At 44.3% G+C, this 26,759-nt stretch carries 29 protein-coding genes and 1 tRNA gene; 20 read left to right on the top strand and 10 right to left on the bottom strand.

Annotated features, from left to right (window positions below):
• The 7 genes from NC99_RS22320 to NC99_RS21860 form a co-directional block, all read left to right on the top strand.
• On the top strand, positions 1 to 282 hold a 282-nt coding region (locus NC99_RS22320), incomplete at its 5' end, for a hypothetical protein (RefSeq protein ID WP_204374950.1).
• A 308-nt stretch (positions 283 to 590) separates the two neighbouring features.
• Complete coding sequence (locus NC99_RS08515) at positions 591 to 908, top strand: hypothetical protein (protein ID WP_157624704.1); 318 nt, start codon at positions 591 to 593, stop codon at positions 906 to 908.
• 100 nt (positions 909 to 1,008) lie between these two features.
• Positions 1,009 to 1,191, top strand: a complete 183-nt coding sequence (locus tag NC99_RS08520; RefSeq protein WP_157624706.1) for a hypothetical protein — start codon at positions 1,009 to 1,011, stop codon at positions 1,189 to 1,191.
• Between the two features lie 27 nt (positions 1,192 to 1,218).
• Positions 1,219 to 1,665 (top strand): hypothetical protein, encoded by a 447-nt coding sequence (locus tag NC99_RS08525; RefSeq protein ID WP_157624708.1) that lies wholly within the window; start codon positions 1,219 to 1,221, stop codon positions 1,663 to 1,665.
• Positions 1,666 to 1,700: 35 nt separating this feature from the next.
• Complete coding sequence (locus NC99_RS08530) at positions 1,701 to 2,186, top strand: hypothetical protein (protein ID WP_157624710.1); 486 nt, start codon at positions 1,701 to 1,703, stop codon at positions 2,184 to 2,186.
• A gap of 47 nt (positions 2,187 to 2,233) precedes the next feature.
• Positions 2,234 to 2,953, top strand: a complete 720-nt coding sequence (locus NC99_RS08535) for a hypothetical protein (protein ID WP_157624712.1) — start codon at positions 2,234 to 2,236, stop codon at positions 2,951 to 2,953.
• A 434-nt stretch (positions 2,954 to 3,387) separates the two neighbouring features.
• Positions 3,388 to 3,492, top strand: a tRNA-Gly gene (locus NC99_RS21860).
• A gap of 70 nt (positions 3,493 to 3,562) precedes the next feature.
• Here the strand turns inward: NC99_RS21860 and NC99_RS08540 are convergent.
• Complete coding sequence (locus NC99_RS08540; RefSeq protein ID WP_157624714.1) at positions 3,563 to 3,856, bottom strand: hypothetical protein; 294 nt, start codon at positions 3,854 to 3,856, stop codon at positions 3,563 to 3,565.
• 309 nt (positions 3,857 to 4,165) lie between these two features.
• Between NC99_RS08540 and NC99_RS08545 the strand changes: the two genes are divergently transcribed.
• Entirely contained in the window at positions 4,166 to 5,101 is a 936-nt protein-coding gene (locus NC99_RS08545) for a PorP/SprF family type IX secretion system membrane protein (protein ID WP_162231182.1), read from the top strand.
• Between the two features lie 17 nt (positions 5,102 to 5,118).
• Positions 5,119 to 7,131: an OmpA family protein gene (locus tag NC99_RS08550; protein ID WP_053182301.1), complete on the top strand. Its 2,013-nt coding sequence runs from the start codon at positions 5,119 to 5,121 to the stop codon at positions 7,129 to 7,131.
• Positions 7,132 to 7,135: 4 nt separating this feature from the next.
• Here NC99_RS08550 and thiL read toward each other — a convergent pair whose 3' ends face one another.
• The gene (gene thiL / locus NC99_RS08555; RefSeq protein WP_053182303.1) at positions 7,136 to 8,173 is read right to left on the bottom strand and encodes a thiamine-phosphate kinase; all 1,038 of its coding nucleotides are present in this window, start codon (positions 8,171 to 8,173) and stop codon (positions 7,136 to 7,138) included.
• Between the two features lie 146 nt (positions 8,174 to 8,319).
• On the opposite strand from thiL, the gene sufB reads away from it, so the two are divergent.
• The 9 genes from sufB to NC99_RS08600 all read left to right on the top strand — a co-directional run bounded on the left by sufB (position 8,320) and on the right by NC99_RS08600 (position 16,228).
• Positions 8,320 to 9,765 carry a Fe-S cluster assembly protein SufB gene (gene sufB / locus NC99_RS08560; protein WP_053182306.1) on the top strand — a complete coding sequence of 482 codons (1,446 nt, stop codon included), beginning with the start codon at positions 8,320 to 8,322 and terminating at the stop codon, positions 9,763 to 9,765.
• 70 nt (positions 9,766 to 9,835) lie between these two features.
• Positions 9,836 to 10,585: a Fe-S cluster assembly ATPase SufC gene (gene sufC / locus NC99_RS08565; RefSeq protein ID WP_053182309.1), complete on the top strand. Its 750-nt coding sequence runs from the start codon at positions 9,836 to 9,838 to the stop codon at positions 10,583 to 10,585.
• On the top strand, positions 10,582 to 11,943 hold the full coding sequence (gene sufD, locus NC99_RS08570; protein ID WP_053182312.1) for a Fe-S cluster assembly protein SufD: 1,362 nt from the start codon (positions 10,582 to 10,584) through the stop codon (positions 11,941 to 11,943). Before sufC ends, sufD begins: the two co-directional genes overlap by 4 nt.
• Positions 11,944 to 12,182: 239 nt before the next feature.
• Positions 12,183 to 13,403: an aminotransferase class V-fold PLP-dependent enzyme gene (locus NC99_RS08575; RefSeq protein WP_053182316.1), complete on the top strand. Its 1,221-nt coding sequence runs from the start codon at positions 12,183 to 12,185 to the stop codon at positions 13,401 to 13,403.
• Between the two features lie 136 nt (positions 13,404 to 13,539).
• On the top strand, positions 13,540 to 13,740 hold the full coding sequence (locus tag NC99_RS08580; protein WP_157624716.1) for a hypothetical protein: 201 nt from the start codon (positions 13,540 to 13,542) through the stop codon (positions 13,738 to 13,740).
• Complete coding sequence (locus NC99_RS08585) at positions 13,737 to 14,009, top strand: type II toxin-antitoxin system RelE family toxin (protein WP_053182323.1); 273 nt, start codon at positions 13,737 to 13,739, stop codon at positions 14,007 to 14,009. The genes NC99_RS08580 and NC99_RS08585 overlap by 4 nt, the downstream gene beginning before the upstream one ends.
• A 275-nt stretch (positions 14,010 to 14,284) precedes the next feature.
• Positions 14,285 to 14,962 (top strand): class I SAM-dependent methyltransferase, encoded by a 678-nt coding sequence (locus NC99_RS08590; RefSeq protein WP_162231183.1) that lies wholly within the window; start codon positions 14,285 to 14,287, stop codon positions 14,960 to 14,962.
• A 234-nt stretch (positions 14,963 to 15,196) separates the two neighbouring features.
• On the top strand, positions 15,197 to 15,490 hold the full coding sequence (locus tag NC99_RS08595) for a hypothetical protein (protein ID WP_162231184.1): 294 nt from the start codon (positions 15,197 to 15,199) through the stop codon (positions 15,488 to 15,490).
• Positions 15,491 to 15,772: 282 nt separating this feature from the next.
• The gene (locus NC99_RS08600; protein ID WP_053182333.1) at positions 15,773 to 16,228 is read left to right on the top strand and encodes a hypothetical protein; all 456 of its coding nucleotides are present in this window, start codon (positions 15,773 to 15,775) and stop codon (positions 16,226 to 16,228) included.
• Positions 16,229 to 17,020: 792 nt separating this feature from the next.
• Here NC99_RS08600 and gcvH read toward each other — a convergent pair.
• The gene (gene gcvH / locus NC99_RS08605) at positions 17,021 to 17,401 is read right to left on the bottom strand and encodes a glycine cleavage system protein GcvH (protein ID WP_053182336.1); all 381 of its coding nucleotides are present in this window, start codon (positions 17,399 to 17,401) and stop codon (positions 17,021 to 17,023) included.
• 131 nt (positions 17,402 to 17,532) lie between these two features.
• On the opposite strand from gcvH, the gene tsaE reads away from it, so the two are divergent.
• Together tsaE and NC99_RS08615 are read left to right on the top strand one after the other, a co-directional pair.
• On the top strand, positions 17,533 to 17,955 hold the full coding sequence (gene tsaE / locus NC99_RS08610; protein WP_053182338.1) for a tRNA (adenosine(37)-N6)-threonylcarbamoyltransferase complex ATPase subunit type 1 TsaE: 423 nt from the start codon (positions 17,533 to 17,535) through the stop codon (positions 17,953 to 17,955).
• 54 nt (positions 17,956 to 18,009) lie between these two features.
• Positions 18,010 to 19,218: an alanine dehydrogenase gene (locus NC99_RS08615; protein WP_053182341.1), complete on the top strand. Its 1,209-nt coding sequence runs from the start codon at positions 18,010 to 18,012 to the stop codon at positions 19,216 to 19,218.
• Here the strand turns inward: NC99_RS08615 and pulA are convergent.
• From pulA to NC99_RS08650, 7 genes are all read right to left on the bottom strand, one after another.
• A complete protein-coding gene (gene pulA / locus NC99_RS08620; protein WP_053182344.1) occupies positions 19,215 to 21,155 on the bottom strand; it encodes a type I pullulanase in 1,941 nt (646 codons plus the stop codon). The two genes, NC99_RS08615 and pulA, sit on opposite strands and share 4 nt — an antisense overlap.
• Positions 21,156 to 21,701 carry a hypothetical protein gene (locus NC99_RS08625; RefSeq protein ID WP_053182347.1) on the bottom strand — a complete coding sequence of 182 codons (546 nt, stop codon included), beginning with the start codon at positions 21,699 to 21,701 and terminating at the stop codon, positions 21,156 to 21,158.
• An 85-nt stretch (positions 21,702 to 21,786) separates the two neighbouring features.
• Positions 21,787 to 22,536: a LytR/AlgR family response regulator transcription factor gene (locus NC99_RS08630; protein ID WP_053182351.1), complete on the bottom strand. Its 750-nt coding sequence runs from the start codon at positions 22,534 to 22,536 to the stop codon at positions 21,787 to 21,789.
• Positions 22,533 to 23,582, bottom strand: coding sequence for a sensor histidine kinase (locus NC99_RS08635; RefSeq protein ID WP_053182354.1), 1,050 nt, complete (start codon positions 23,580 to 23,582; stop codon positions 22,533 to 22,535). The genes NC99_RS08630 and NC99_RS08635 overlap by 4 nt, the downstream gene beginning before the upstream one ends.
• 9 nt (positions 23,583 to 23,591) lie before the next feature.
• Positions 23,592 to 24,293, bottom strand: a complete 702-nt coding sequence (locus tag NC99_RS08640) for a LiaI-LiaF-like domain-containing protein (protein WP_053182359.1) — start codon at positions 24,291 to 24,293, stop codon at positions 23,592 to 23,594.
• Between the two features lie 97 nt (positions 24,294 to 24,390).
• Positions 24,391 to 24,792, bottom strand: coding sequence for a hypothetical protein (locus tag NC99_RS08645; RefSeq protein ID WP_053182361.1), 402 nt, complete (start codon positions 24,790 to 24,792; stop codon positions 24,391 to 24,393).
• A gap of 162 nt (positions 24,793 to 24,954) precedes the next feature.
• Positions 24,955 to 26,652, bottom strand: coding sequence for a glutamine--tRNA ligase/YqeY domain fusion protein (locus tag NC99_RS08650; protein ID WP_053182364.1), 1,698 nt, complete (start codon positions 26,650 to 26,652; stop codon positions 24,955 to 24,957).
• Between the last annotated feature and the right edge of the window lie 107 nt (positions 26,653 to 26,759).

Below are 26,759 nucleotides of genomic sequence, written 5' to 3' on the forward strand. Positions count from 1 at the left end.
TTACAAAAGTCAGAAAGTGAGAAAAAGAGATTTTGCGCACCCATCTTATTAGAAATATCGGAAACGTTTACGCTCGGGATAAAACAAGACAAAAACACTTATAAAGAGGAGCTTAAAGATATTTATGCAAGGTACGGAATTAGCACCACCGTCACTCAGAAAACAATAACTGAATACTTTGAAGCTTCCCCAGATAACAGCGTAAAACCGTCAACATATACTCTATTGAAATTTGTTGGAGTCGTAGGGAAAGGAATACAAAGGGATATTTTTACTTTTTAAAATAATTCAGATTAACCGTACGGTTTTTTTTAATATATTTGAATAGGTTGATAAGTTAACCTCTATTTTTAAAAAATAACGTAAGCGTAAGGTATTATTCTTGGTCTCAGAAATCGCCAAATTTCAAATCAACTCAAGAATAATAGCAATAGCGCTCACGCTCATTTCTTTGGGCGTGGGGCTGTTGTCTATTTGAGTTGAGGATGTTTGGCGATACCTTGAGACCGGATAGGCTTTCAGTTCCCACGCTTTTTTATTCGTACAACTCTGATCCTAGGGAACGGGAGGGGAACCTAATAGTTTTTAAAATGAAAAAAAATAGAAATTATTTGCTAGGGAGCTTTAGGATTATTTTTGTTCTGTCTTTTTTATTGTTTCTTATAAGTTGTGAGCCCAAACATCCCAGATTTCCTACTACATACAGTTCAGAGGAATTAAAGTACCATCCTAAAAACGCTGACGGTGTTCCTGAGGGTTATACAGCCTTATATTCTCGGACAGGAATCAATAGTATTGATTATGTAAAAACGAAGGATCTTGAAAAATACAAAAATGAATTAAAGGCATACGAAGATTATAAAAAGGAGAAGGTTCTGAAAAATGAATATAAAAACAATAGTGAGTAGGATGAAAATTATTTGGCTTAATCAGAGGTTTCATTTCACTTGCATCAGAGCAACTAATATTTATCGGAAATTACCATAACACATGACAAACTCATTCCTCATGAAGTTAAAAACCTTAATTATAGCTTTAATATTTGGCTTGCTATTAGTCAGCTGTGATGCTGCTGAGGAAGCTGCCCACGGTTTAGTTTCTATCATGTTTTTCTTACTAAAAGTAGGCTTCATCATTCTCGGAGTTTACTTAGTTTTTATTATCCTTGTCGCTTTGTTTGGTGGAAAATAATTGAACATCAAAATAAATTGGATTATTATGACTAGAATTCTGCTTCTATTGGTTTCGCTTGGGATTAGTACTCAGCTTTTCTCTCAAGGGTTTGCAACTTTCACCCCATATATGGGTCAAACCCAGAATGCAACACAATCAGAAAGTCCATCAGTTAAATTGGAATCTGTTGTCCAATATACCTCTAGAGGAGAATGGTCAAAGAAATACTCAGTTGAAGTCACGTTCATACATGGTTCTGAGTTAAACAAAGCAACAAACTCTTACAATTACTCCGTTACTTCAAATTACGGAATAATATTTTGGGGAGAAAACCAAGCCTCAGTAATAGAGTTGTCAACGCCGATACTTTCATATGGAACTCGAATAGACAAAGAGAATCTTCGAAATATGGTAATTGAAATAAAAGGGAAGGATCAAGAAGGTCGTGAGTGGAAAATATGCACAGGTCGCTATTGTGGACTTTTAAACTAAAAAACTAGTCGATACAATTACCAAAAACAAGGATTATGAAAGCATTTTTCTATCTTCCCACACTACTCTTCATAGGACTTTCGATAACAATTTCAGGTCAAACCCCAACTGAATTTTTGCCAACTGAATTGGCATATAAAAGTCGAATTTTGAACATGATAGAAGTTGTTCCTAAGAACGAGACAGCACTTTCTAAAGACTCCAAAAGCGTACCCTATTCGGCTGATGAGGGTTTCATATATTTGAATATTCCTGATAGTTTAATTGTCGTTTACTGTGGATCCCGTACCAGCGACTTTAGAATTTCCGAGCGACTGAGGATGATAGAGCTATTAAAGGAAAATCCCATTCAATTGAAAATGTTGAATGATAATGATGAGCATGTAATCGTTCAAATGGTTACCATACCAAAAGTTAGTGTTCAACTTTATTTTCCCGACACAAGAATAGACATCGGAAAGGGTGAGCAAATAATGGCTTTCGAATTTTCCGACCTAAAACTACTGGGTAAAGCAAAATGAACATAGATCGCTATCATGAATAACTCTAAGAAAGAGAACTTTACCAAATGAGATTATTATATATATGCAAGATAATAGATAGAATTGGCAAATTAAACAGGAATCATTTTATTTATTTAATCTTATTAGCCTTTGCCAGCATGTTGCTGTGGTTCTCATTAACCTTGCTAAGAGAGTGGGAGGTTCTCGCTTGGACAATACATTTGCGTTACGCTGGTGCTGGTTTTACAATAATAGCCTTAGGCTTTTTTTTATGGATAATTTGGGTAAACGGTAAACTCCATTTTCTAAAGCATGTTGTAGGATATCCGATTTTGTTTCTTACATATATTGGCTGTTTTACCCTTTTGTCTGCGTTGACAATGAAAGCCCTATCAGACATTTCGATTTATGAATTATCATACGCCGATCCAATCTTTTTGCGTGGCGTGGCTGCTGCAATTGCTTTTCCCGTCGCTACTACCCTCTGGAATATTCTACTAGCATGGATGGAAAGGAAATCAATAAACATGAAGAACGTGGGGACTTTATTATTAACGTCAATACTAATCCCAATTCTAAGTTCGATCATTGCATCTTTTTTATTTTTCCAATCCTACTTGTTTCCTGAGGTGCAAGCCACGTGGATTGAAGTGTTGACAACTCCCCTAATTTGGTTAGATAGTGGAAGTTTACTTTTCTCATTCTTAGTGTACGAAGGAATTTTTATTTTATGGGTAAAGTCAAACGAAAAACTACAACCCCATCCAATTGAATCACGAAACTAACAGTCTGTAACGGTGCAGACATGCTATTTGTTCCTTTTCATTGTTGTAATTTTAATCGAATGAAAATTTAATTTTTTGTGGCACCTGCTTACGGACTGTTTCCCAATTTACCCCCTACCCAAAAAAATGGGAAAGAGACTTTCGAATTGATCCCCTTTCCAAAATCACTATATAGAATCAAACAAAAACAAAGTCAAAATAGCAGAAATACAATATCACAGATTCTATTTGCAACAACTTATAAAACAGAATCATGAAGCAATAAAATAGAAACTTAGGATATCGCGCTGTCAATTATTTTCTTATACTTACAAGTGAAATAACTATTTTTAAAGTACATAATTTATTAACTTTTTTCGGAATACTTGCATGTAAACCATATCGTAAACCGGAAAAGAGAGGATCAGTTTTAAGCTGAAGATTTAAAGAGATAAGCGAGTGAAGCTCAGTGGTATGCATTTAAAGGCGCAGCCTTTGAATGTTTTAAGAGCATCAGCTTCCCAAGCTGAGGGTCGTGGGTTCGATCCCCATTTCCCGCTCATTGATTATCAGGACTTCGTAACTCCTTCATTTTTTTGTTTCTTTTAGTTGCGCCCTCCTTTTCTACCGTTAATTTTTCGATACCAAGCTCCGTTTTTGGATACCAAGCTCCAACTTTTCGATATCAAGCACGATTTTTTCGATACCAAGCTCCAACTTTTCAATACCAAGCTCTAACTTTTCAATACCAAGCTCTAATTTTTGGATACCAAGCACCAATTTTTCAATAACAAGCTCCAATTTTTGGATACCAAGCTCCAATTTTTCGATACCAAGCTCCAACTTTTGGATACCAAGCTCGAATTTCTCGATACCAAGCTCCAACTTTTTATCACCAAGCCGGAACATGTCAATAACAGGCAACAAATTTCCATCACCAAGCTAAAACCTTTGACTACCAAGCACCCTCTTTTCAGTTCCAAAAATGATTGAACAACAAATCCTGGGATTTCATTTGTCCATAACCAACTTATTTTTCGAATTCCAGCACAAAAAAATCAAGTCATCCCCATTTTACCCGCCTGCCATCCAGTGCGGATAATTACAATACCCCTTTCGCTATTCGCTTAGATGGGTTTGCTAACTGTTTATTTTTACAGACAGGCAGTGTTGCTATGTTTGTCGCTGAAATTGAGTGTGTTTTACACACAAACGATAGATGACGGCGATAACATGATGCGAATTTTCACATTCCTTTACCTGTGCGTAGCATTTGTTTTTTTTCAGATCAACAAAGCCAGCGCACAGCAAGACCCCATGTATACGCAATACATGAACAACATCCTTTCGGTTAATCCGGCTTATGCCGGATCGGGCGACGCACTTAGCATGATGGTCATGTCGCGTAACCAATGGGTTTCTATTGAAGGGGCTCCCGCAACACAGTCGTTTATCATCCACACCCCCATTACCAAGCACCATATGGGTCTGGGTTTTTCGCTCCTGAAAGACCAGCTTGGACCCATCTCGCAAACCGGCGCCTATGTCGATTATTCGTACAGCATTGATTTTGCCCACGGCCGGTATTTATCGTTTGGGTTGAAAGGTGGCGTTAATTTTTTTGAGGCGGGCCTCTCGAAATTGGAGACCGTTGACTCGAATGATCCTGTCTTTGCCAGCGACATCAACCGGAATTTCCTACCCAATGTGGGCATCGGACTTTACTTCAATTCTGAACGTTTCATGACCGGGCTTTCGATCCCCAAACTCATTCAGAACCAAATCAACAGCAACGATTTTTCTTCAGAATATGTGAGCAAGGAAAATATTCATCTGTTTTTTATGGCGGGCTACGTTTTTGATGTCAACCGAATTCTTAAATTTAAACCGTACTTTCTAACAAAATACAGCCAGAACTCGCCCCTGGCCGTCGACTTAACCGCCCAATTTCTGTTTTATGAACGATTGTGGCTGGGCGCGATGTACCGGGTTGGCGATGCCGTGGGTGCCATGTTCCAAATACAAATTTCCAACCAACTGAAAGTCGGCTACGCTTATGACGTAACGGCCACCGAATTGGGATCATACAATAACGGAACGCACGAAATTTTGGTGAGTTATGATTTTGACTTCGGACGCGACAAGGTGAGGTCGCCACGCTATTTTTAATTTGAAACGGCTGACTGATGAGACGCGCTACAGGTAAGATCTTCCTCATTTTCATTTTTACTTTTCTGCTACACTCGCTGGCTGATGCTCAAAAAGTCACCATTCGCATGGCCGACAAAAGCTTCGACAACTTTGCTTTTATGGAAGCCATCGGCTTGTATGAATTTGCCTACGGCAAAGACTCGGCCAACGCCTATGTCATCCGCCGGCTAGCCGATGCAAACCGCCACATTGGAAATACTGAGGCCATGGAGAAGTGGCTGGAGCTTCTGATTTCAAAAGGAGACGCGCAGCCCGATGACCTGTTCAACTACTCACAAGCGCTAAAAAGCAATGGGAAATATCCCGACGCCGAAAAGTGGCTCAACAGTTACGCCGAGCTTCGTCCCGACGACAGCCGGGTGAATGCTCAAAGCTCATTGCTTGAATACATCCAGCTTTTACACCACAACCCCGACCGTTACAAAGTTCGTCCGGTGTCGCTGAACACCAATGGCTCAGAGCTGGGCGTTACCTTTTACCGCAAAAAACTTGTCTTTTCATCAACCAAACTCACAAACGGAACACCCAGCCCAAAATACAAATGGAATGAATTGCCTTATTTCAGCCTGTTTATTGGCGATCAGGCTCCCAATGGAGACATCATCAACACGAAACAATTTGCACCCAAATTACAGACAAGCTACCACGACGGGCCGGTAGCTTTCGACCCGAAAAACGACAGGGTGTATATTACCCGAAACAACGTTGGAAAAAATGGTAGCGCTGCCAGAGGAAGCCAGGGCGAAATTAACCTGAAAATTCTGTTTGGTGGAAAAGAAAAAGACGAGTGGGAATACCGGGGCGAGTTTTCGTACAACAGCGATGACTACTCCACCGGACACCCATCCATCGACACAACCGGCCAGGTAATGTACTTTGCTTCCGACATGCCCGGCGGCTACGGAGGAACCGACATTTACTACAGTATTTTCAATCAAGGGTATTGGACCACGCCGGTTAACCTGGGCCCGAAAATCAATACGTCGGAAAATGAAATGTTCCCGTTCATCAGCTACGACGGAACACTGTATTTTTCGTCAAACGGGCACCCGGGGCTTGGTGGATTAGACATTTACTCCGCGATTCCTGAAGATGGCCTTTTCAACCAGGTCGAAAACATGGGCTACCCTTTGAACAGTCCTAAAGATGACTTCAGCTTTGTGCTCGACGAAACCGGAACAGCCGGCTATTTCTCATCAAACCGAAATGGCGGACGCGGAAACGACGATATTTATTTTGTCCGGCTTACGCATGTTCCGGTGTTTATCCGCGGTGTGGCCAACGATTTTGTCACGGGAAAACCTTTGGCTGGAGCAACCATCAGCCTGGTCAATGAATTTGCCGACACCCTTTCAACCCAGATAACCAAACGCACCGGAGAATTTGAGTTTGAAGTTCATAAAGGACAAAACTATTTTATTCATGCCATCAAAGCGTTTTATCTGGGCAACGACACGCTGGTTCCGACCAAAAAATTGCGGGCCGGCGATGAAACTTTTGTCCAGCTTTTGCTTGAAATGGAAGAAGCGATTGACGATGGATCGCCCGAACCACTGTATATGGAAGAGGAAAATGGCGAACCACTTCAGGTACATGAAATTAGAGACGTTGATTTTTACGTGGGTGATTGGGTGGTTAATTCAGAGGTTGCCCATACCATCAATGAACTGATTCAGTATTTGATCCAGTTCCCTGACATGGAAATTCGCATTGAAACGCACACCGATTCGCGGGGTGATGACGAAAAAAACCTGCTCCTGTCAAAACAGCGGGCAAAAGCCATTTTCGATTACATCTGCTGGAAAGGAATTGATCCGCTGCGTGTGGCTTACGAAGGCTACGGAGAAACCCGGCTGCTCAACAAGTGCGACGATGGTGTGGATTGCCCGGAATCAGAATACCAAGCCAACAACCGCAACATTGTGAAGGTGGTGAAAAAAGGCGAATACAAAGGGAAACGAACCATCCGAAATACCTTCTACTTCTAAGAAACTACCCCAGCGGGTTCCAGCCCTGTGCCTGAAGCGCGACGGCTGTTCCCGCGCCGGTAATCATATTGGTCCCGGTGCTTTCCTCTGTAATATGTCCAATGATGGTGATATCCGGATCCTGCTTAATTTTGTCGTGATCGGCCAGCGGAACAGTAAATAGCAGTTCGTAATCTTCGCCGCCATTCAGCGCAGCAACAAGCGGATTGATGCTCAGCTCGTCGGCAAACTTACGGGTTTGAAAGTCCATGGGAATTTTTTCTTCATAGATACTACAGCCCACCTTCGAAGCTTTACAAATATGCATAATCTCGGACGACAAGCCATCCGAAATATCGATCATGGCTGTCGGTTTGACACCCAGATTTTTCAACGCGCTGACCACGTCACCCCGAGCTTCCGGTTTAAGTTGCCGCTCCAGAATATAATCGTAGCCTTCCAACTTGGGCTGCTCTTTCGGGTTCACTTTAAAAACTTCATTCTCGCGTTCCAACAGCTGAAGCCCCATGTAGGCACCGCCCAAATCGCCTGTCACACAAATTAAATCGTTGAGCTGAGCCCCACTGCGATAAACCAGGTCTTCCTGATTCGCCTCGCCAATGGCTGTCACACTGATGGTCAGTCCGGTCAACGAACTGGTCGTGTCACCACCAACCAAATCCACTCCATATTTTTCACAGGCCAAATGAATTCCGGAATAGAGTTCATCAATCGCTTCCACCGAAAACTTACTTGAAATAGCCAGCGAAACCGTAATCTGCCGGGGCTGGGCATTCATGGCAAATACATCCGACAAATTCACCACCACCGCTTTGTATCCCAAATGCTTCAGCGGAACATACATCAGGTTGAAATGAATTCCTTCCGTCAGCAAGTCGGTTGTCACAACCACCTGTTTCCCTTCAAAACCAAGCACCGCAGCATCATCGCCAACACCTTTTACCGTGCTTTTGTGTTGAATTTGAATATTTTTTGTCAGGCGCTCAATGAGGCCAAATTCCCCCAATGTTGCCAGTGTTGTTTGATTTTTTGTATTATCCATGTTTTAAATATCAGACCTGCAGGTGTGGATTAATCGTTTTCAGTCGCAAAAATAGCTTTACTTCCTTATCTTTGCAATTATTTTTAAACAGTCTATTTTGAAGTTTGTTATTACATGCGGTAAGAGAAACGATAAAAAAGTGGGATATGGAAGAACAAGACAAGATATTACAAGAGGTTACTTCACAAGAATATAAATTTGGGTTTGTGTCTGATTTTGAATCGGACTCGATTCCCAAGGGACTCAATGAGGATGTGATTCGGACGATTTCGGCCAAAAAGAACGAACCGGAATTTATGCTTCAATTCCGATTGGATGCCTACCGGAAATGGCTGAAAATGCCCATTCCTGATTGGGCCTATCTGAAGATTCCGCCAATCGATTTCCAGGACATCATTTATTATTCAGCTCCTAAAAAGAAGCCACAGTATGAAAGTCTGGATGAAGTTGATCCTGATCTAATTGAGACATTCAACAAGCTAGGAATTCCATTGGAAGAGCAGAAAGTGCTGGCCGGAGTTGCGGTTGATGCGGTGATTGACAGTGTGTCCGTGAAAACAACCTTCAAGGAAACATTGGCTGAGAAAGGCGTTATTTTTTGCTCGTTCAGTGAGGCCGTCAAAGAACATCCTGATTTGGTAAAAAAATATTTGGGCATGTCGGTTCCAACTTCCGACAATTTCTTTGCAGCCCTCAATTCGGCGGTATTTTCCGACGGATCGTTTTGCTACATTCCCAAGGGTGTCCGTTGTCCGATGGAGCTGTCGACCTACTTCCGGATTAATGCTGCCGGAACCGGACAGTTTGAGCGAACCTTGATTGTTGCTGAAGACGACAGTTACGTGAGCTACCTGGAAGGATGTACCGCCCCCATGCGCGACGAGAATCAGCTACACGCTGCCGTGGTTGAAATTATTGCCATGGACCGGGCCGAAGTAAAATATTCAACCGTACAGAACTGGTACCCGGGAAATAAAGAAGGAAAAGGTGGCGTATACAACTTCGTGACCAAACGCGGCATTTGCCGTGGCGAATCCTCAAAAATAAGCTGGACACAGGTTGAAACCGGATCGGCCATCACCTGGAAATACCCCAGCGTGATTATGATGGGCGACAACTCGGTGGGCGAGTTTAACTCGGTTGCCGTCACCAACAATCACCAGCAAGCCGACACCGGAACCAAGATGATCCACATCGGTAAAAACACCAAAAGCACCATTGTGTCCAAAGGGATCTCTGCCGGCTTGAGCGACAACTCCTACCGTGGATTAGTCAAAGTACTGCCCGGAGCGGTTAACTCGCGGAACTTTTCGCAGTGCGACTCGCTGTTGTTGGGATCAACTTGTGGTGCACACACCTTTCCTTATATCGAAGTGGGAAACAAATCATCGATTGTGGAACATGAAGCAACGACTTCAAAAATTGGTGAAGACCAGATTTTCTACTGCAATCAACGCGGAATTTCAACCGAAGATGCCATCGGTATGATTGTGAATGGTTATGCCAAGGAAGTACTGAATAAGCTGCCGATGGAATTTGCCGTTGAGGCGCAAAAATTACTGGCAATTAGCCTGGAAGGAAGTGTTGGATAAATTGAACATAAATACGAACGTTTGAGTTGGTTCCGATGCGGAAACTCAAAATCCGAAATAATAAACAAATATGCTGACAATAAAGAATTTAAGAGTTGCCATTGAAGGGAAGGAAATCCTGAAAGGTATCAACCTTGAAATTAAAGCGGGCGAAGTACATGCCATCATGGGACCCAACGGTTCCGGAAAAAGTACCTTGGGCAATGTTTTGGCCGGTAAAGAAGAATACGAAATACTGGACGGTGAAATTTGGTACGAAGGCGAAGATTTGCTCGAGCTTTCGGCAGAAGACCGGGCTCGTAAAGGCTTGTTCCTGGGTTTCCAGTATCCGGTAGAAATTCCGGGGGTACCCATGGTCAATTTCATCAAAACATCAGTCAACGAACATCGTAAATTCAAAGGTCTGGAGCCACTCACTGCCGGTGAATTTCTGAAACTGATGCGCGAGAAAAAGGAGCTGGTTCATCTGGATTCGCAACTGACAAACCGCTCGGTCAACGAAGGTTTCTCCGGTGGTGAAAAAAAGAAGAACGAGATATTTCAAATGGCCATGCTCGAACCCAAGCTAGCCATTCTTGATGAAACTGATTCAGGCTTGGATATTGATGCGCTGCGTATCGTTTCGGACGGTGTAAATGCCTTAAAACACCCGGAACGTTCAACCATCGTCATCACCCACTACCAGCGCTTGCTGGAGTATATTGTTCCCGACTGTGTTCACGTGTTGTATCAAGGAAAGATTGTCAAATCAGCCGGAAAAGAACTGGCGCTCGAATTGGAAGAAAAAGGGTACGACTGGCTTAAAACTCATAGTTTATGACATTAACAGCGAATAAAATCGCGTTAAGCGAAAAATATACCGAGCTTTTTCATGCTCACCGGAGTATGCTGGATGCCGGATCATCCAGCCTGCTAAACCGGATGCGTGACATTGCCATCAAACGTTTTGAGAAGACCGGCATCCCCGGCTTCAAAAACGAGAACTACAAATACACCAACCTCGAACGGGTCTTCGACAAAGACTACAGGCACATCCTCGAATATGAGCAGGTTGATGTCGATTTGAACGAAGCATTTCGTTGCGATGTACCCCAACTCGATACGCACGTGGTATTGCTGGTGAATGGCTGGTACTATGCAAAAAACCAACCCTTGCAGAATCTTCCCAAAGGAGTAGTTGTGGGTAGCTTGAAACAAGTGGCCAACGAACAGCCAGAACTGGTACAGGAATACTTAAACCGCCAGGCCGCATTATCTGACGATCCAATCGTGGCGTTGAATACCGCTTTTGCCCAAGATGGTTTCTTTATGCATGTACCGGATCATGTGGTTTTTGAAAAGCCAGTTCAGGTAATTAACATCATGCGTTCGCAAGACGCGATTTTTGCGACCCAGCGCAACCTGATCGTGGTGGGAAAAAACAGTCAAGCCAAAGTGATTTTCTGCGACCACACCATGAGTTCCCGCGATTTTCTGACCAACAATGTCACCGAAGTCTTTGTGGGACAAGATGCTGTGGTTGATATTTACACGGTTCAGAATCAAAATAACCAGGCCAATTCGGTCAACTCCTCCTTCTTTAAACAGGAAGCCAATTCAAATTTGCTTTCGAGCGTGGCGACCCTGCATGGCGGATTGATCCGCAATAACCTGAAAGTGGAGATGGCCGGCGAACATGCCGAAGCCAATTTGTACGGCATGTCGTTTACCGACAAGAAACAGCATGTTGATAACTTCACCAACATTGAACACGCACAGCCCAATTGCCTCAGTAACCAGGTTTACAAATATGTGTTGGATGAAGATTCCGTAGGTGCTTTTGCCGGGCGGATTCATGTGGTGCGCGATGCGCAGAAAACCAACGCCTTCCAGCGCAACAACAACGTGTTGCTGACGGATTCGGCCAAAATGAACACCAAGCCGCAGTTGATCATAGACGCCGACGATGTAAAATGTAGTCACGGAGCAACCATTGGTCAAATCGATGAAGAGGCCTTATTCTACCTTCGTGCACGCGGAATTGGTGAAGCCGACGCCCGCATGATGTTGATGAATGCCTTTGCACACGAAGTGGTGCAAAACATCCGGGTGGAACCCCTTCGCGACCGCATTGATGAGTTGGTTGAAAAACGCCTCCGCGGCGAACTGGCCTACTGCCATTCTTGTGATCGACATTAAATCAATATCGAATAAATTCAGAGAGCTTCACTTTTGTGAGGCTCTTTCTATTTATTGCCGTCGGATAAATCCGACGGGCAGCATGTCCGCAGGCCAAGCTGATTGCCTGCATTTAACCCCGTTGGCTCAAGCCAACGGCATTATTCATTTTAAAAAGTCCAATCAAAAAGATTAGTTTTGTGTTGAAATTAATGAGCGTCTCACTTGAAATGAAACTCTCATTAAAAAACAGATAGCCCATGACACTCGATATAGCCCGCATACGCAAAGATTTTCCCATTTTGGATCAACAGGTTTACAACAAGCCGCTGGTTTACCTGGACAGTGCTGCATCATCGCAAAAAACCTTATCGGTTTTAAAGAAGGAAGAGCAGCTGCACCTGGAGTACTACGGCAACATACACCGCGGAGCACACTTCCTGGCCGATCAGGCAACCGGCGAGTTTGAAGCCGTGCGCGACTTGGTAAAAGATTTCATTCACGCCGGGTCTCGCGAAGAAATCATCTTCACCAAAGGAACGACCGAAAGCATTAACCTGGTGGCTTTCTCATTTGGCGAAGCCTTTGTGAAGCCAGGCGATGAAATCATCGTTTCGGAGATGGAGCATCACGCCAATATTGTTCCCTGGCAGTTGATGGCCAAACGCAAAGGCGCACGAATTGTCAAGCTGCCATTTACCGACGATGGCCGGCTGGAAGTCGAAAAGCTGGATGCGCTGATCAACGAGAAAACCCGGCTGATGGCCGTGGCTCATGTCTCCAATACCCTGGGAACCATCAATCCGGTTGGGGAGATTATTGCCAAAGCGCATGCAAAGGAAGTCAAGGTTTTGGTTGATGGAGCACAGGCCGTAAAACATCTTCCGGTAGATGTACAAGCGCTGGATGCCGATTTTTATGTGTTCTCGGCGCACAAAATGTACGGCCCAAACGGGGTTGGTATTTTGTATGGCAAGAAAGAATTGCTGGATCAAATGCCTCCGTACCAGGGCGGCGGCGAAATGATTTCGGAAGTGACTTTTGAAAACACGACCTTCAACGAAGTGCCTTATAAGTTTGAAGCCGGAACCCCACACATTACCGGCGTCATCGCTTTTGGCGAAGCGATTCGTTACCTGCAAAAATTAGGAATTGATAGAATTGCGGCCTATGAAAACGAGTTATTGGCCTATGCCACCCAAAAGATGCTGGAAATTCCGAACCTGGTCATTTACGGCACGCAGCCCGAAAAATCGGGCGTGATTACCTTCAATATCGAAGGGATTCACCCGTTTGACCTGGGGACCATGCTCGATAAAATGGGCATTGCCGTGCGCACCGGCCGCCTGTGTGCCGACCCGGTGATGGATCACTACGGCGTTCAGGCGACCATCCGGGTTTCCTTCGCCGTGTACAACACCTTCGACGAAATTGACCAGTTTATTGTCGCCCTGAAAAAGTTGGTGGTGATGCTGGGATAAAAATAAAAATCAGCGATTCTCACGCCTCTTGCTGTCCAAAATTATTCTCGGTGCTGAAAGCCATAACACATTTGCAACCATGGAATTTCAGCTTTTTCGGGTTAAAATTTGTAAGTTTGTTGCAAACAAAATAGAAATGAAAACAATTGTAATCAATATCGAAGAAGGATCCAATGCAAAACGAATACTCGAAGCGGTCCGGCTTTTGAAAGGGGTTGAAAATGCAACAATTGCTACGGACGAAGAATTGGAGAATATCTCCATGTTAAAGGCATTGAAAGCAGGCCGCAAAACCAGAAAGGTCAGCAAAGAACAAGTGCTAAATGCCTTGAAATGAAACTCGAATTCCGCAATTCGTTCTTAAAGGATGTCAAGAAAGTAAAACAAGCCACAATTAAATCCCTGATAAAAACGATTATTGAAGCTTGCGAACAGGCTGACACAATTAGCGACATTCCTCATTGTGAACCGCTTCAAAGCAGGGGTAAATTTTTCAAGATCAAACACGGACAATACCGTTTTGGGGTATATATCGACAAAGGAGCTGTTGAATTTCTAAAATTTGGCACCCGGCAAAATTTTTATAATGACTTCCCTCCTTTTTGATCCTATCCACAATACTCAATAATGCTGTAATAGGAATAATTATTCATTCCCAAAATACTGAAAACGTTCATCCAACTGTTTAATTCTTAGTTTTGCATATCAAACTAGTCCATGTTTCTTTGCATACGCAACCACTTTTGATTATGAACAAGTACTCCATTATCTCCGCCTTACGTAGATTAAGACTTATGAAGTTTTTGGATAAAATACAATACTACGCTAGCTATGCAAAATCGTATAAACTGAGACGAGCGTTCTACATCGAAAACCCAAATGTGAAACTACCTCCGCCATATTTCATCTATGAGACTTTTAACCTCAACTACTTTAGCTTTTACAACAAGAGCATAGAAACCGCTGAATGGCTAGTTTCTTATTTCAGAAAGTATAAGGAACTGGAAAATTTAAAAGTATTGGATTGGGGTTGTGGACCCGGAAGGGTTATAAGACATCTACCCTCGTTTATGGATAATTCTTGTCAGTTCTACGGCACAGATTACAATGAAAAATACATTGATTGGTGTATCAAAAACATTTCCAATGTTTCTTTCACTACAAACAAACTTGCACCGCCTTTAAATTATAAAAACGAAACCTTTGATATCGTATATGGTATTTCAATATTTACCCATCTCTCAAAAGAAATGCATTTTGCTTGGTTTAACGAGCTTATTAGGGTGCTTAAACAAGGCGGTATTCTTTTTTTAACCTTACAGGGAAATGGTTTCAGAAATAAATTAACAGAGATTGAGAAAAAACATTTTGATAGCGGAAATTTGGTTGTTAGGTCAAAGAGCAAAGAAGGACATCGTACCTTTAGTGCTTTTCAACCAGTTTCGTTTGTTAAAAAATTAATCGATACGCATGAAATTCTGGAGCATGTTCCCGGTGAAGTAAAAAATGGCAAACCACAGCAGGATGTGTGGATCATCAGGGTTACAGCTCAAAAATAACGAATAGTCAATCATAGCCTGGCAGGAACCCATCTCGACAGGAAAGGTGCGAATCCTCTTTGCAAAGTCAATACTTCGGTTCAGAAAAAGCATATCAAATTGCAGTCGGATTTTACTTATCTTGCAGAAAAAACCATGAACCCAATCATCCGCTTCTTTTTGATTTTCACATTTTCGCTACTAACAGCGCAGGTATTTTCCCAAAACCCCCGCATAGAAAACAAACAATGGGTTTTGGACAAAATCACAAATCTGGAAACCAAAAGAACTCAATTTATCGACGAATACCATTACCTGGAATTCCGGGATGGGCGTCTCCGGTTTGCCATTGATTGCAATGGCTGTTCGACACCTTATGAGTTTGTGTCGAAAGATACCGTACAGATCGACGGGCCTGCTATGTGTACACGTAGAGGATGCCCGGAAAGGGATGTCATCCGGATCGAGTATGACGGGAAATACAAAATATGGCGACAGGGAATGTACCTGGTGATCAGGACAGGGAAAGACGATCATTTTTACAAATAGGCCGGGCCTACTTTCCCTGGCTCCCAAACTTCGAAATGAGCCCGCCACGGCGAAAACCATTCCTGCCATAAGTTTAATTGATCGGATTCGAAGATACAATATAAATTATTGATCAATAATTATTACTTTTCAAGGTTACCTTTTTTATGAAATCGGAATATACAAACATATGGCTGAATCATACTACTGCCAGGGTAAAGGCTCTCTCTAATAAACAGCCAGTTGATCCGGCAGTTTCGTCACTAACGTTTAAAAAATTACAAACTAATAAAACAAAAACCTATGATCAACAATGATTTAATCCAAATCGTTTTTTCCGAAGAAGAAAAAACAAGCCTGAAAGATGCCATGAAAACAATTCAGGATATTATCAAACCGAAAGCACCCAACCTCTCCACCGACGAACGCCGTGAATACGGTTCTGTTGCCGAACTAAACAAATTAAAAATCGACAAAGGACGTACTTACATGGCTGAATATCCAGCTTTTGTGCCGGCTTTTGTGGATGCAGAGGAATTTGAGCGCGACTACCAGGCACGCCTGCACATTGGCGAGACCTTAATCGGTATTACCGACCTGCAACGCCAGCTTAGCGACATCAAAATCCTGCTCGACTACGACAACTATCAGGATGTACTGGCCTTTTACCGTTCGGTACGTTACCACGCCATGGAGCAGGATAGCAGCGCCATTACGATTTACAATGATATGAAGAAATTATTTCCATACGGGAAATAATCCAATGACTCTCTTTCGCCATATATAAGGGCCATTCCCGGCGTTGGGGATGGCCCTTTTGTATTACGATATAACGAATTGTAAAATTTCACCACCCTTGGTTGTTTCTTCAACCCATAAATGCCTGACCCACCCTGGCCCTCCCTTTTCAAGGGAGGGAAGCCGTGGCTCGCCACGGCAGGGTGGGTCAGAACTTGCCAGTCGCCGGTTATTTTGATTGCCCGGCCTATGACGGATCCCGATATTCGGTTTCAATACCATGTGGGCCTTACTAATCGCTTCGTTACTTAACGTAATCCAGTAGGTTCCCAACCTATTCAAATAGGTTCCGGATCTATTCACTTAGGTGCAAAACCCATTCTGACAGGTCCTGGATTGATTCTAATAGGTTCGACACCAATTTCACCCGGTCTTTTACCAATTTTTTTAGGTTCGCGACCTATTCACATAAGTCTGGAGACTATTCCCTTCGATCCGGAACCTATTTCATTAGGTCTGCGAGCCAATCGTTGGGGTAACAAACCTAATCCATCACCTCCACCAATATATCCAATCAAAAAAAATCCCCGAAGAAATCATTCTCCGGGGATCGTATTTATTTTAGTTGTTTATTTGCTGACTATCTATTCTCTATTAAGCCGTAATGCTTGTTGTTTCAGATCATTTGATCGTGAGTGGCCCAACTGAATGACAACAAATGACTATTGAATGACAACCAATGGCTTTTCGATCAATGAAAGTACAGGAGGCATTGGCCTATTCGGCTGGCAGACAAAGGATCAAGCTTTCAAATTATGCTTCGAGCATGGCCTGGTAAGCGGCGGCGTCCATCAGGTCGTCCAAATCGGCGGCATCGCTCATTTCAATTTTAATCATCCAGCCTTTTCCGTAGGGATCTTTGTTAATCAGTTCCGGCTCGTCTTCCAGTGCGGTGTTGAATTCGAGCACTTTCCCGCCAACGGGCATAAACAAGTCGGATACCGTTTTCACGGCTTCAACCGTTCCAAAGGTTTCGCCTTTGTCCAGCTCTTCGCCTTCCGTTTCAATTTCAACAAACACGATATCGCCCAATTCGCCTTGCGCAAAATCGGTGATTCCAACGGATGCAATATTTTCTTCAACACGAACCCATTCGTGTTCTTTGGTGTACTTTAAGTTTTCTGGCAAATTCATAATGATAGCTTGAGTTGTGATTTCTTCAAAAGTAATACATTTTTCGAAAACAGAAATCGAACAAAGCGCAGCCTTTGTGTTTTTTAAAATGAACTTTACCTAAATTTGCAGCAACCAAGACGGTAAAAAACATGTTTTCAATTCAGATCAACACCATTGAGGAGCTGCCGCAGGCAGCCGAAGCATTTCTCAGGCATTTTCAAAACGAGCGCATTTTTGCCTTCTACGGAAAAATGGGAGCCGGTAAAACCACCCTCATCAAGGCCTTATGCCGCGCGCTGGGATCAACCGACCCCATTACCAGCCCCACCTTTGCCCTGGTCAACGAATACAGCACCGCCGGCAACGAACGGATTTTTCATTTCGATTTCTACCGGATTAAAAATATCGAAGAAGCGCTGGATATTGGCTTTGACGACTATGTATACAGCGGAAAGTACTGCATGATGGAGTGGCCGGAAAATATTGAAGACCTGCTTCCTGAAAAAATTGTGAAGGTCGAAATTGAGGTGTTGGACAGTTCGGCACGCAGGATTACCGCAAATATCGTGTGATTCTTTTTGAAAGAATCGATATAAAAAGTAAATTGACCAATTAATTTTTGCTGAATGACTGAAAAAGAGCAACAATCGGAAATTAAATCCCTGCTTCTGCCGAAAGAAGAAATGCTGGAAATTCGCCGCCGCGGCAAGAAAATTACCATTGGCATTCCTTCCGATTTCTCCAAAATTGAATACCGGATTCCATTGACCCCCGAAGCTGTTGAATTGTTGGTCTCCTACGGTCACGAAATTTACATTGAAAAAGATGCCGGCAAGGCAGCCAGCTACTCCGACAAAGAATACCGCGAGGCCGGTGCTGTGGTTGTTGAAAAGCGCGAAGAAGTGTTCCAATGCGATGTGATTATCCGCGTGGCGCCTTTTGATGCCGACGAAGTGGATCTGCTGCGGGGGCACCAAACCCTGATCTCGAACATGCACCTGAGCAACCACTGCCAGGAAACGGTTCAGAAACTGATGAAAAAGAAGGTGACTACCATTGCTTATGAGTACATGGAAAATGAAGAAAAGCATTTGCCCGTTGTTCACCTGATGAGCCAGATTGCCGGCTCGACAGCCATCACCATTGCCAGCGAATATTTAAGTAACTCCAGAAACGGGAAAGGGGTTCTGCTGGGCAGTGTCACCGGTATTTCGCCGACTGAACTGGTGATTTTGGGAGCGAAAACAGCTGCCGAATATGCCGCACGTGCCGCCCTCGGTCTGGGCGTGACGGTGAAAATTTTTGACGACAACATGTTTAACTTGCAGGCGCTGGAAGACAAGCTGGGTCAGCGGATTTTTACTTCAGTACTTTATCCCAACGTGTTGAAAAAAGCACTCAAATCGGCTGACGTGGTATTGGGCGCCATGTCGTTTAACTCAAACACCAAGTTCCAGGTTTCCGAAGAAATGGTGCAAGACATGAAGGACGGATCGGTGATTATTGATCTGAACATTGACCAGGGCGGCTGCTTTGAAACCAGCAAACCGACCGATCTCAAAAATCCGTCGTACATCAAGCACGGGGTAATCCACTACTGCGTACACAACATGGCTTCGATGGTTTCGCGCACCGCTTCCATTGCCCTAAGCAACGTCTTGACACCCATTATTATTTCGGTAGGCGAAATTGGAGGTATTCAGAATTACATCAAAAGCTCGACCGGAATCCGGCGTGGCGTGTATATTTACAATGGCATTTTGACCAACAAGGATTTAGGTGAAAAGCTGAACCTGCCCTGTAAAGACATTGACCTGTTGCTGGCCATTTTTTAGTCATTCTTCACCAAAATCATCATGGATAGCGGAGGAACGGTGACATTCTTATCCAGCAGACAATCAATCCCATTAAGTTCAATTTCATCATCACGGGCAACCACTTGCCAGTTGTGCTCGTCAAGCTGCATCGTGGTCGCTTCCTGACGGGCATTAAAAACCAGCTGAATGGTCTTCCATCCAAAAGAATTGGGAAAATCTAAAATGGAATAGGCTAACACGCCCGGCTCATAGTTTTCAGAAAAATGCAGGTGCCTGCGAATCTCATCGGCCGAGTGCATGCAAAAAGCTGCCACTTCTTTCCGAAGCCTGATCAGTTTTCGGCTATAATCATACACATCCTGGTACGCCGACTTCAACGTCCAGTCAATTTGGTTGATGTGGTCGGGCGATTTGTACGAATTGTGCTCACCCTGCTTTGTCCGGCAAAACTCGCTGCCCGCGTGCAGAAACGGAATCCCCTGCGAGGTTAAAATCAAGGCCAGTGCCAGCTTCTGCATTTTTCGCAGTTGGTCTCCGGTCGCTTTCGGACAGCTTCGCTTCAACTTATCGAACAGGGTAAAATTATCGTGACACGACACATAGTTGACACACTGCCAGGGCTCTTTGGCCCAGGCTTCGTGCGAACTCTCCACATAGCTGTACACAATCTTCGGATGATGACAGGCAGCCACCACGCCAAATTTAACGGCTTCCTCGTTCAAGGTTCGCCCATTGACAAAGCCGCGGTTTTTCGCGTCAAAGTTATTGCCTTTAATGGCATCGCGCATGTCGTCATTAAAACAGCCGATCCCATTCAATCTCTGAACATTCGTTTTCACCGCCCGGTATTTTTCGTCCATCGGACTGTAGTCGGCGACCCAGCCTTCACCATACAACAAGATGCCCGGCCGCAACTGATCGAGCTCGTGCCGGATGGCATTCATGGTTTCCAGGTCATGAATGCCCATCAAGTCGAAACGAAAGCCATCGAGGTGAAATTCCGAAGCCCAATATTTCAGTGAGTCAATCATGTATTTGCGCACCATCGCCCGTTCCGAAGCAATTTCGTTGCCACAACCACTGGCATTCGAAAAGTTGCCGTTGCGATTTTGCCGGTAATAATATCCCGGCACGGTTTGGTTGAAATACGACCGGCGCGTGTAGCCGGTGTGATTGTACACCACATCCATCACCACGCCAATGCCCGCACTGTGCAGACTTTGCACCAGCTGTTTGAACTCCGTAATCCGCGAGGTATCATCCGGATTGCTGGCATAACTCCCTTCGGGGGTGTTGTAGTTGAGCGGGTCGTAGCCCCAGTTGTATTTTTCGTCCGGATGATTTTCATCCACCGTATAAAAATCGAACACCGGCAACAGATGAACATGCGTAATGCCCAGCTCTTTCAAATGGCTGATTCCGGAAGCCAGTCCCGCTTGGGTTTTGGTGTCCGGTTCGGTAAAAGCCAAAAATTTGCCCTTGTGTTTCATTCCCGACGCCGGCGAAATGGAGAAATCGCGGACATGCAATTCATACAAAACCGCTTCCACCGGACTGTCCAACACCATGGGCTGATCATTTTCCCAGCCTTCGGGCTCGGTTTCCTTCGGATCAAAAATCAGGGCGCGTTTGCCGTTGGCTCCAACCGCCCGGGCATCCACACCTGGCGTTTCATTCAGCCACTCCCCGTCATTCACCCGGATGGTATAATACAATCCTTTGAAGTCGCCCTTAAGCTGAACTTGCCAAACGCCGTCAGCAAGTGCATTAAACTGTTCGACCCGAATGGCCTTTCCTCCGGTACTTCGCTGGTAAATTTTCAGTTCAACCGCTTCGGCTGTCGGCGCCCACACTTTCACCTGCAAGCCCTCCGGATGATATTGCACGCCCAAATCATTTCCCCCGTAATAGGGGTAAGTTGAAAAATCGATATGATTAAATTGCCAGTTTCTCATTTATGAAAACAAGCTTTTTCGCAGGGTGATATACGAGGATGAATATTTCTTTCCTTTGGTGTCCCAAACCCGGATCTTGGCCCAGTAAAAACGTTTGAGTGTCCGGTCATGATTAAAGAAAACACCCAGATCGATGCGTAGTTCATGTGTTTTGCCAGCTTCAAGATAAAGCGGATAAATTTCGTAACGGTTAATTCCCTTCAGTTTGAATTTGCGTTTGCTCCAAATTTTCCGGAAACAGAGAACCGGGGCTTCCAGATCGATGTCTTTTTTACTATTGTTGGTAATATTCAGGGTCAGCACGTTGGGGCGATAGGTCCGGTCTTTCAGCAGGTCAATTTTTAGTTTTCTCCTTGAAACGGAAACAGGTTTACCTTTCCGGCTTCCGGGTTTTTGCAGGATTTTTTTGATGAAATAGTAAACCACGGGAATGGCTACCGAAATCACAACCACCCAAAGCAGTTTATAACCTTCGGGGGCAACTTCGTTTTGGGCAGCAACACCCAGTGGAACAAGCGATAGAAAAAGGAAAACGACTCTCTTCATGGTACAGCGTTGAGTTGGTAAAAATAAGAAAGTCCTGCAATAAAACAGGACTTGGGAGTTTTTACTTATTCGTTGGATTCACCACTCAAAAATGCAGCACATCCTTGATTTTCTTATAGCCCGTTTTACTCACTTTGAGTTTCGTTCTGTCTTTCAAAATCACCACATAGGATTCTTTTTCGTATTGCTGAATTTCGGCAATGTGATCCACATGAACGATATAGGAACGATGAATACGAATGAAGTCCTTGGGATTGAGGTGAGACTCCAGGTACTTCATGGTTTTTTGCTTCATGTGCCGGCCGTCGGGCGTGTAAATCAATACGTAATCATCGAGCGACTCGATGTACCGGACACGTTCAACCGGGATGATATTGATTTTGTGCCGGTCTTTCACCACAATCCGGTTGAGGTATTCATTCACGGCATAGCTGCTGAGTTGCTCCAGCTTGTTGTGCGTATTTTCATTGTTTCCGATTCGGTCCACCACTTTTTCAACCGCTTCGAGCATGCGTTCCTTCGAAAACGGTTTGAGCAAATAGTCCACTGCATTGTAATCAAAGGCCTTCAAGGCGTACTGGTCGTATGCCGTGGTAAAGATGATTTCGGGTTTGTGCTCCAATAGTTCGAGCATTTCGAAGCCGGTAATTTTCGGCATCTGAATATCCAGAAAAACAACATCCGGCTTCAGCTCATTAATTTTCTGAACGCCTTCAAAGCCATTTTCACATTCGCCAATGATTTCAAGCACCGGGTGATCTTTCAGGTACGACTTAAGCAAGTTGCGGGCCAACTCTTCGTCTTCAATGATTAATGCTTTTAAACTTTTTTTCATGCCGGTATTGTTTTTGGAAGTAATAATTCAACTTTAAAACTCGTTTTTTGATCGGTGATGCGAAGGAGTTCAGCCGACCCGTAAATCAACTCCAGACGCTGCCGGATGTTTCGCAAGCCAATGCCTTCGCCCCGGTTTCGCGACGATTCGCCATCATAATCATTTTCAATGCAAATGGTTACATGCCCTTTTTCATTCTTGCATTTTGTGGTGATACTCACAGGCTCCGTCGCTTCGTACACACCATATTTAATGGCATTTTCGAATAAAGGTTGCAATATCATGTTCGGAATTTGAACCCCCTGGCAGCTTTCTTCAATATTGAAAACGGGATTCAACTTCCGGCCAAACCGCACTTTCTCGATGCTCAAATACAACTTGATATTTTCCAGCTCATCTTTTAACGAAACGGTTTCATCCTGATCATGTTGCAGCGAGTAGCGCATAAACCGTGATAAGTTAATCACCATTTCCTGGGCTTTTTCGGGTGAGCTGATGGTGAGCGAAGCAATCGAGTTGAGACTGTTGAAAAGGAAATGTGGGTTGATTTGTGATTTTAGCGCGCTGAGCTCCGCTTCGCGAATCAGGGCCTTAAGCTCCGATTCTTTCTGAATTTTTTCCTTCAGTGTTTGGTAATAGTTGATTGAATAGAAAAACAGCACGTAAAGCACATAAAGCACATAACCGGAAAAAACTTTCCCGGGCAGGGTATCGTATAGTTCCTGCAAATGGGGAGGAGCAATAATCTTTGTGAGAATAAAGGTGACATAAATCCAGATTCCATTCAGAATACTCGCTCCAATTAAATGATAAAGCATCACCCACAACAAGTCGTTTTCTTCCAAACTATTGTATTTGATAATGAACCAAATACTACCACCCAAAACCGGATATAGCACAAAGAAAGTAAGGGCTGAAAGAAAGGCCGCGCTCAAATCGGTTCCATACCAGAGGTACTGTACCAAGGCATTGGCCACGCCAATAACCAACCAGAATAAACCGTAGTAAAGTAGTATTTTCTTGTTATTGAGAAACGGATGCTTCATAAAATAGCGTTAGACGTGCTTAACCTCGAAACCGCCAAAAATGGTAAACCCGCGGATGACAATGGTCTTGGACGGATCGTACTGGCTGTGCTGAAAGGTATCGCCTCGCTTGTCGGTAAAGGCGCCAAATACGGTCGTTACTTCATTGCGTACATTCCAGTCGAGCGGAACTTTAATGCCGCAACCGCCAAAAACCGAAATCGTATCGACAAACGCACCCTGAGGAGAAAGTTTGGCCTGGCGAAAATCATATTCAATTCCACCAAAAATAGAAGTTGCGCGACCGCCTTTCAATTCCTGGGCATTGATAAAAATTTCGCGGCCGCCAAAAATCACAAAATCATCGAACTGATTGATATCTTCACCCCCTGTTCCCCGCTCCATGCGCGATTGGCAGCCATTGTGCCTGAAAAGTAACGCAGCTCCAATAGCCACAAGAATCATGGGCCAGTACAAACGCCTGATTTCGTTGGGTACATCAATCATTTCAGGCACCAGAAAAAAGCCACCAATCACAATCAGAATGGTGCCGCCGGTCCGGTTACCGCCAATCAATGAAAATACGCCAATGGCTATTAACAACATCTGCCACGAGATGAGCAGATCAGCCAAACTCCAGGGTATCAAATTCAACCGCTCAAGAATCAGGATTCCACCAATCGCTATCAGTGTAATCCCAAAATAAAATCGTTTATTCCCCTTGTTCTCCATAATATTCTGTGTTTATCGCAACTAAAATAGTCAAATTCATTTCATACCAATCCTCAAAACCGCATTCCTCAAAAAAGAACTGCCGCAATCCTCCCTTTTACAGAATTTTACTGATCAGGATAATACCCAACACCAGCAAGATGACGGGAAAAAACAGCAAGGCCAAAATGCCGGGGATAATGACAAAGTGTGGAAGAATTAAGAAGACGGCCAGGCAAACCAACAAGCCGCCAATCACCCGCCGGCCAGCAAGCACCAGTAAACCTGCAATCAAAATAATAACCGGCCAACTTATGCTGATGGCTCCAAAATGAAAGAGGTTCATCAGGTTTGATCCGGCCTGTTGCATACTTTGCCAGCCGGGCAAGCCGACGTGCCAACCAATTTCCTTCAAAATCCAAAGCACACCAATAACAATTAAAATGGTGCCTAAAAATGAGCCACCCGATTTTCGTTCATGCGCGGGGCGGCAATTCTGATTTTCATATCGATTTTCCATCTCAGCCTCCTGTTGATTTTCGGGATAAAGCTAGGCATTACCAAAACGGCAGTGAAAAAAGGATCGGTTAATACGGGTGAATTATCGGTAAGAAGCAAGAATCAAACAAGAAAAAAGGCAAAACTACCAGAGCTTTGCCTTTTCAAATCGTTATTCAGTTCCTTATTTTCCTTTGAATTTGGCCCAATCGTCGCGCAGCTGAGCGGTGCGGTTGAACACGAGTTTTTCATCCGAACTATCCAGGTCGACATTGAAATAGCCCAGCCGTTCAAACTGAAATGAGTCGAGCGGTTTGGCTTGCTTCACAAAAGGTTCGATGTAGCATTTATCGAGAATAGTCAACGAATCCGGATTCATAAATTCCTTGAAATCCCGTTCCTTGTGACCCAGCGGATCTTCATCCAAGAACAAGCGGTCGTATAACCGAACTTCGGCTTCCACATTTTCGGTGGCCGAAACCCAGTGCATGGTTGCTTTCACTTTGCGGCCGTCGGCTGAGTTGCCACCTTTGGTTTCGGGGTCGTAGTTGCAATGCAGCTCGGTAATTTCGCCGTTTTCATCTTTCACCACATCGGTGCAAGTCACGTAATAGGCGTAGCGCAAACGAACTTCGCGTCCGGGCGCCATTCGGAAAAACTTGCGCGGCGGATCTTCCATAAAATCGTCGCGCTCAATGTATATTTCTTTGGTGAATGGAACGTCTCTTCGTCCGGCCTCCGGATCTTCGGGATTGTTGATGGCGCTCATCATTTCCACCTGTCCTTCCGGATAATTGGTGATCACCACTTTCAGCGGATTCAAAACGCCCATCACGCGCTGCGCCCGTTTGTTCAGGTCTTCGCGAACGCTGTGCTCCAGCAAAGCCACGTCAATCATCCCATCCACTTTGGTCACGCCAATACGCTCGGCAAAGTTTCGGATCGATTCGGGCGTGTATCCCCGGCGACGCAAGCCGGAGATGGTCGGCATCCGCGGGTCGTCCCATCCATTCACATGCTTGTCTTTCACCAGTTCGAGCAGCTTACGCTTGCTCATCACGGTATAAGTCAAGTTCAGGCGGGCAAACTCCACCTGGCGCGGGCGGTATTCGCCATCTTTCAACTGATCGATAAACCAGTTGTACAGTGGCCGGTGCACTTCAAATTCCAAAGTGCAAATCGAGTGGGTGATTCCCTCCCAATAGTCGCTTTGTCCGTGCGCAAAATCGTACATCGGATACACGCACCACTTGTTACCCGTGCGATGGTGCGGGGCATGCATCACCCGGTAAATGATGGGATCGCGCATGTGCATATTGGGTGAAGCCATGTCAATCTTGGCACGCAACACATGCTCTCCTTCCTTAAATTCACCGGCTTTCATGCGCATAAACAAATCCAGGTTTTCGTCCGGTATCCGGTTTCGAAACGGGCTTTCTGTCCCCGGGCGGGTCGGTGTTCCTTTTTGACTACTGATGGTTTCTGCATCCTGATCATCCACATAAGCTTTCCCCTCGCGGATTAGTTTCACGGCAAACTCAAACAGCTGGTCAAAATAATCGGAAGCATAAAACTCGCGATCGCCCCAGTCGAAGCCCAGCCAGTGAACATCGGCCTTGATCGACTCAACATATTCGGTCTCTTCTTTCGATGGATTGGTATCATCAAAACGCAGGTTTGTCAACCCATTGTACTTCTGAGCGGTCCCAAAATTCAGGCAAATGGATTTGGCATGCCCAATGTGCAGGTAGCCGTTCGGCTCGGGCGGAAAACGCGTATGCACCCTTCCGTCATTTTTCCCTTCTTTCAGTTCTTCTTCAATAATTTGATGAATGAAATTCTTTTTCACTACCGGTTCTTTTTCAGGAGTTTTATCGCTCATAGAAGTTTTAAATTAATGTATAGCCCACAAAAATATAAAATGATTCTGCACAAAGGGTTTTAAGTTCAATAAAATCCATTTCTGAAAAAGAAAAATTAATTTTGACC

This window comes from Sunxiuqinia dokdonensis, from assembly GCF_001270965.1.
In the GTDB taxonomy this organism is placed as follows: Bacteria; Bacteroidota; Bacteroidia; order Bacteroidales; family Prolixibacteraceae; genus Sunxiuqinia; species Sunxiuqinia dokdonensis.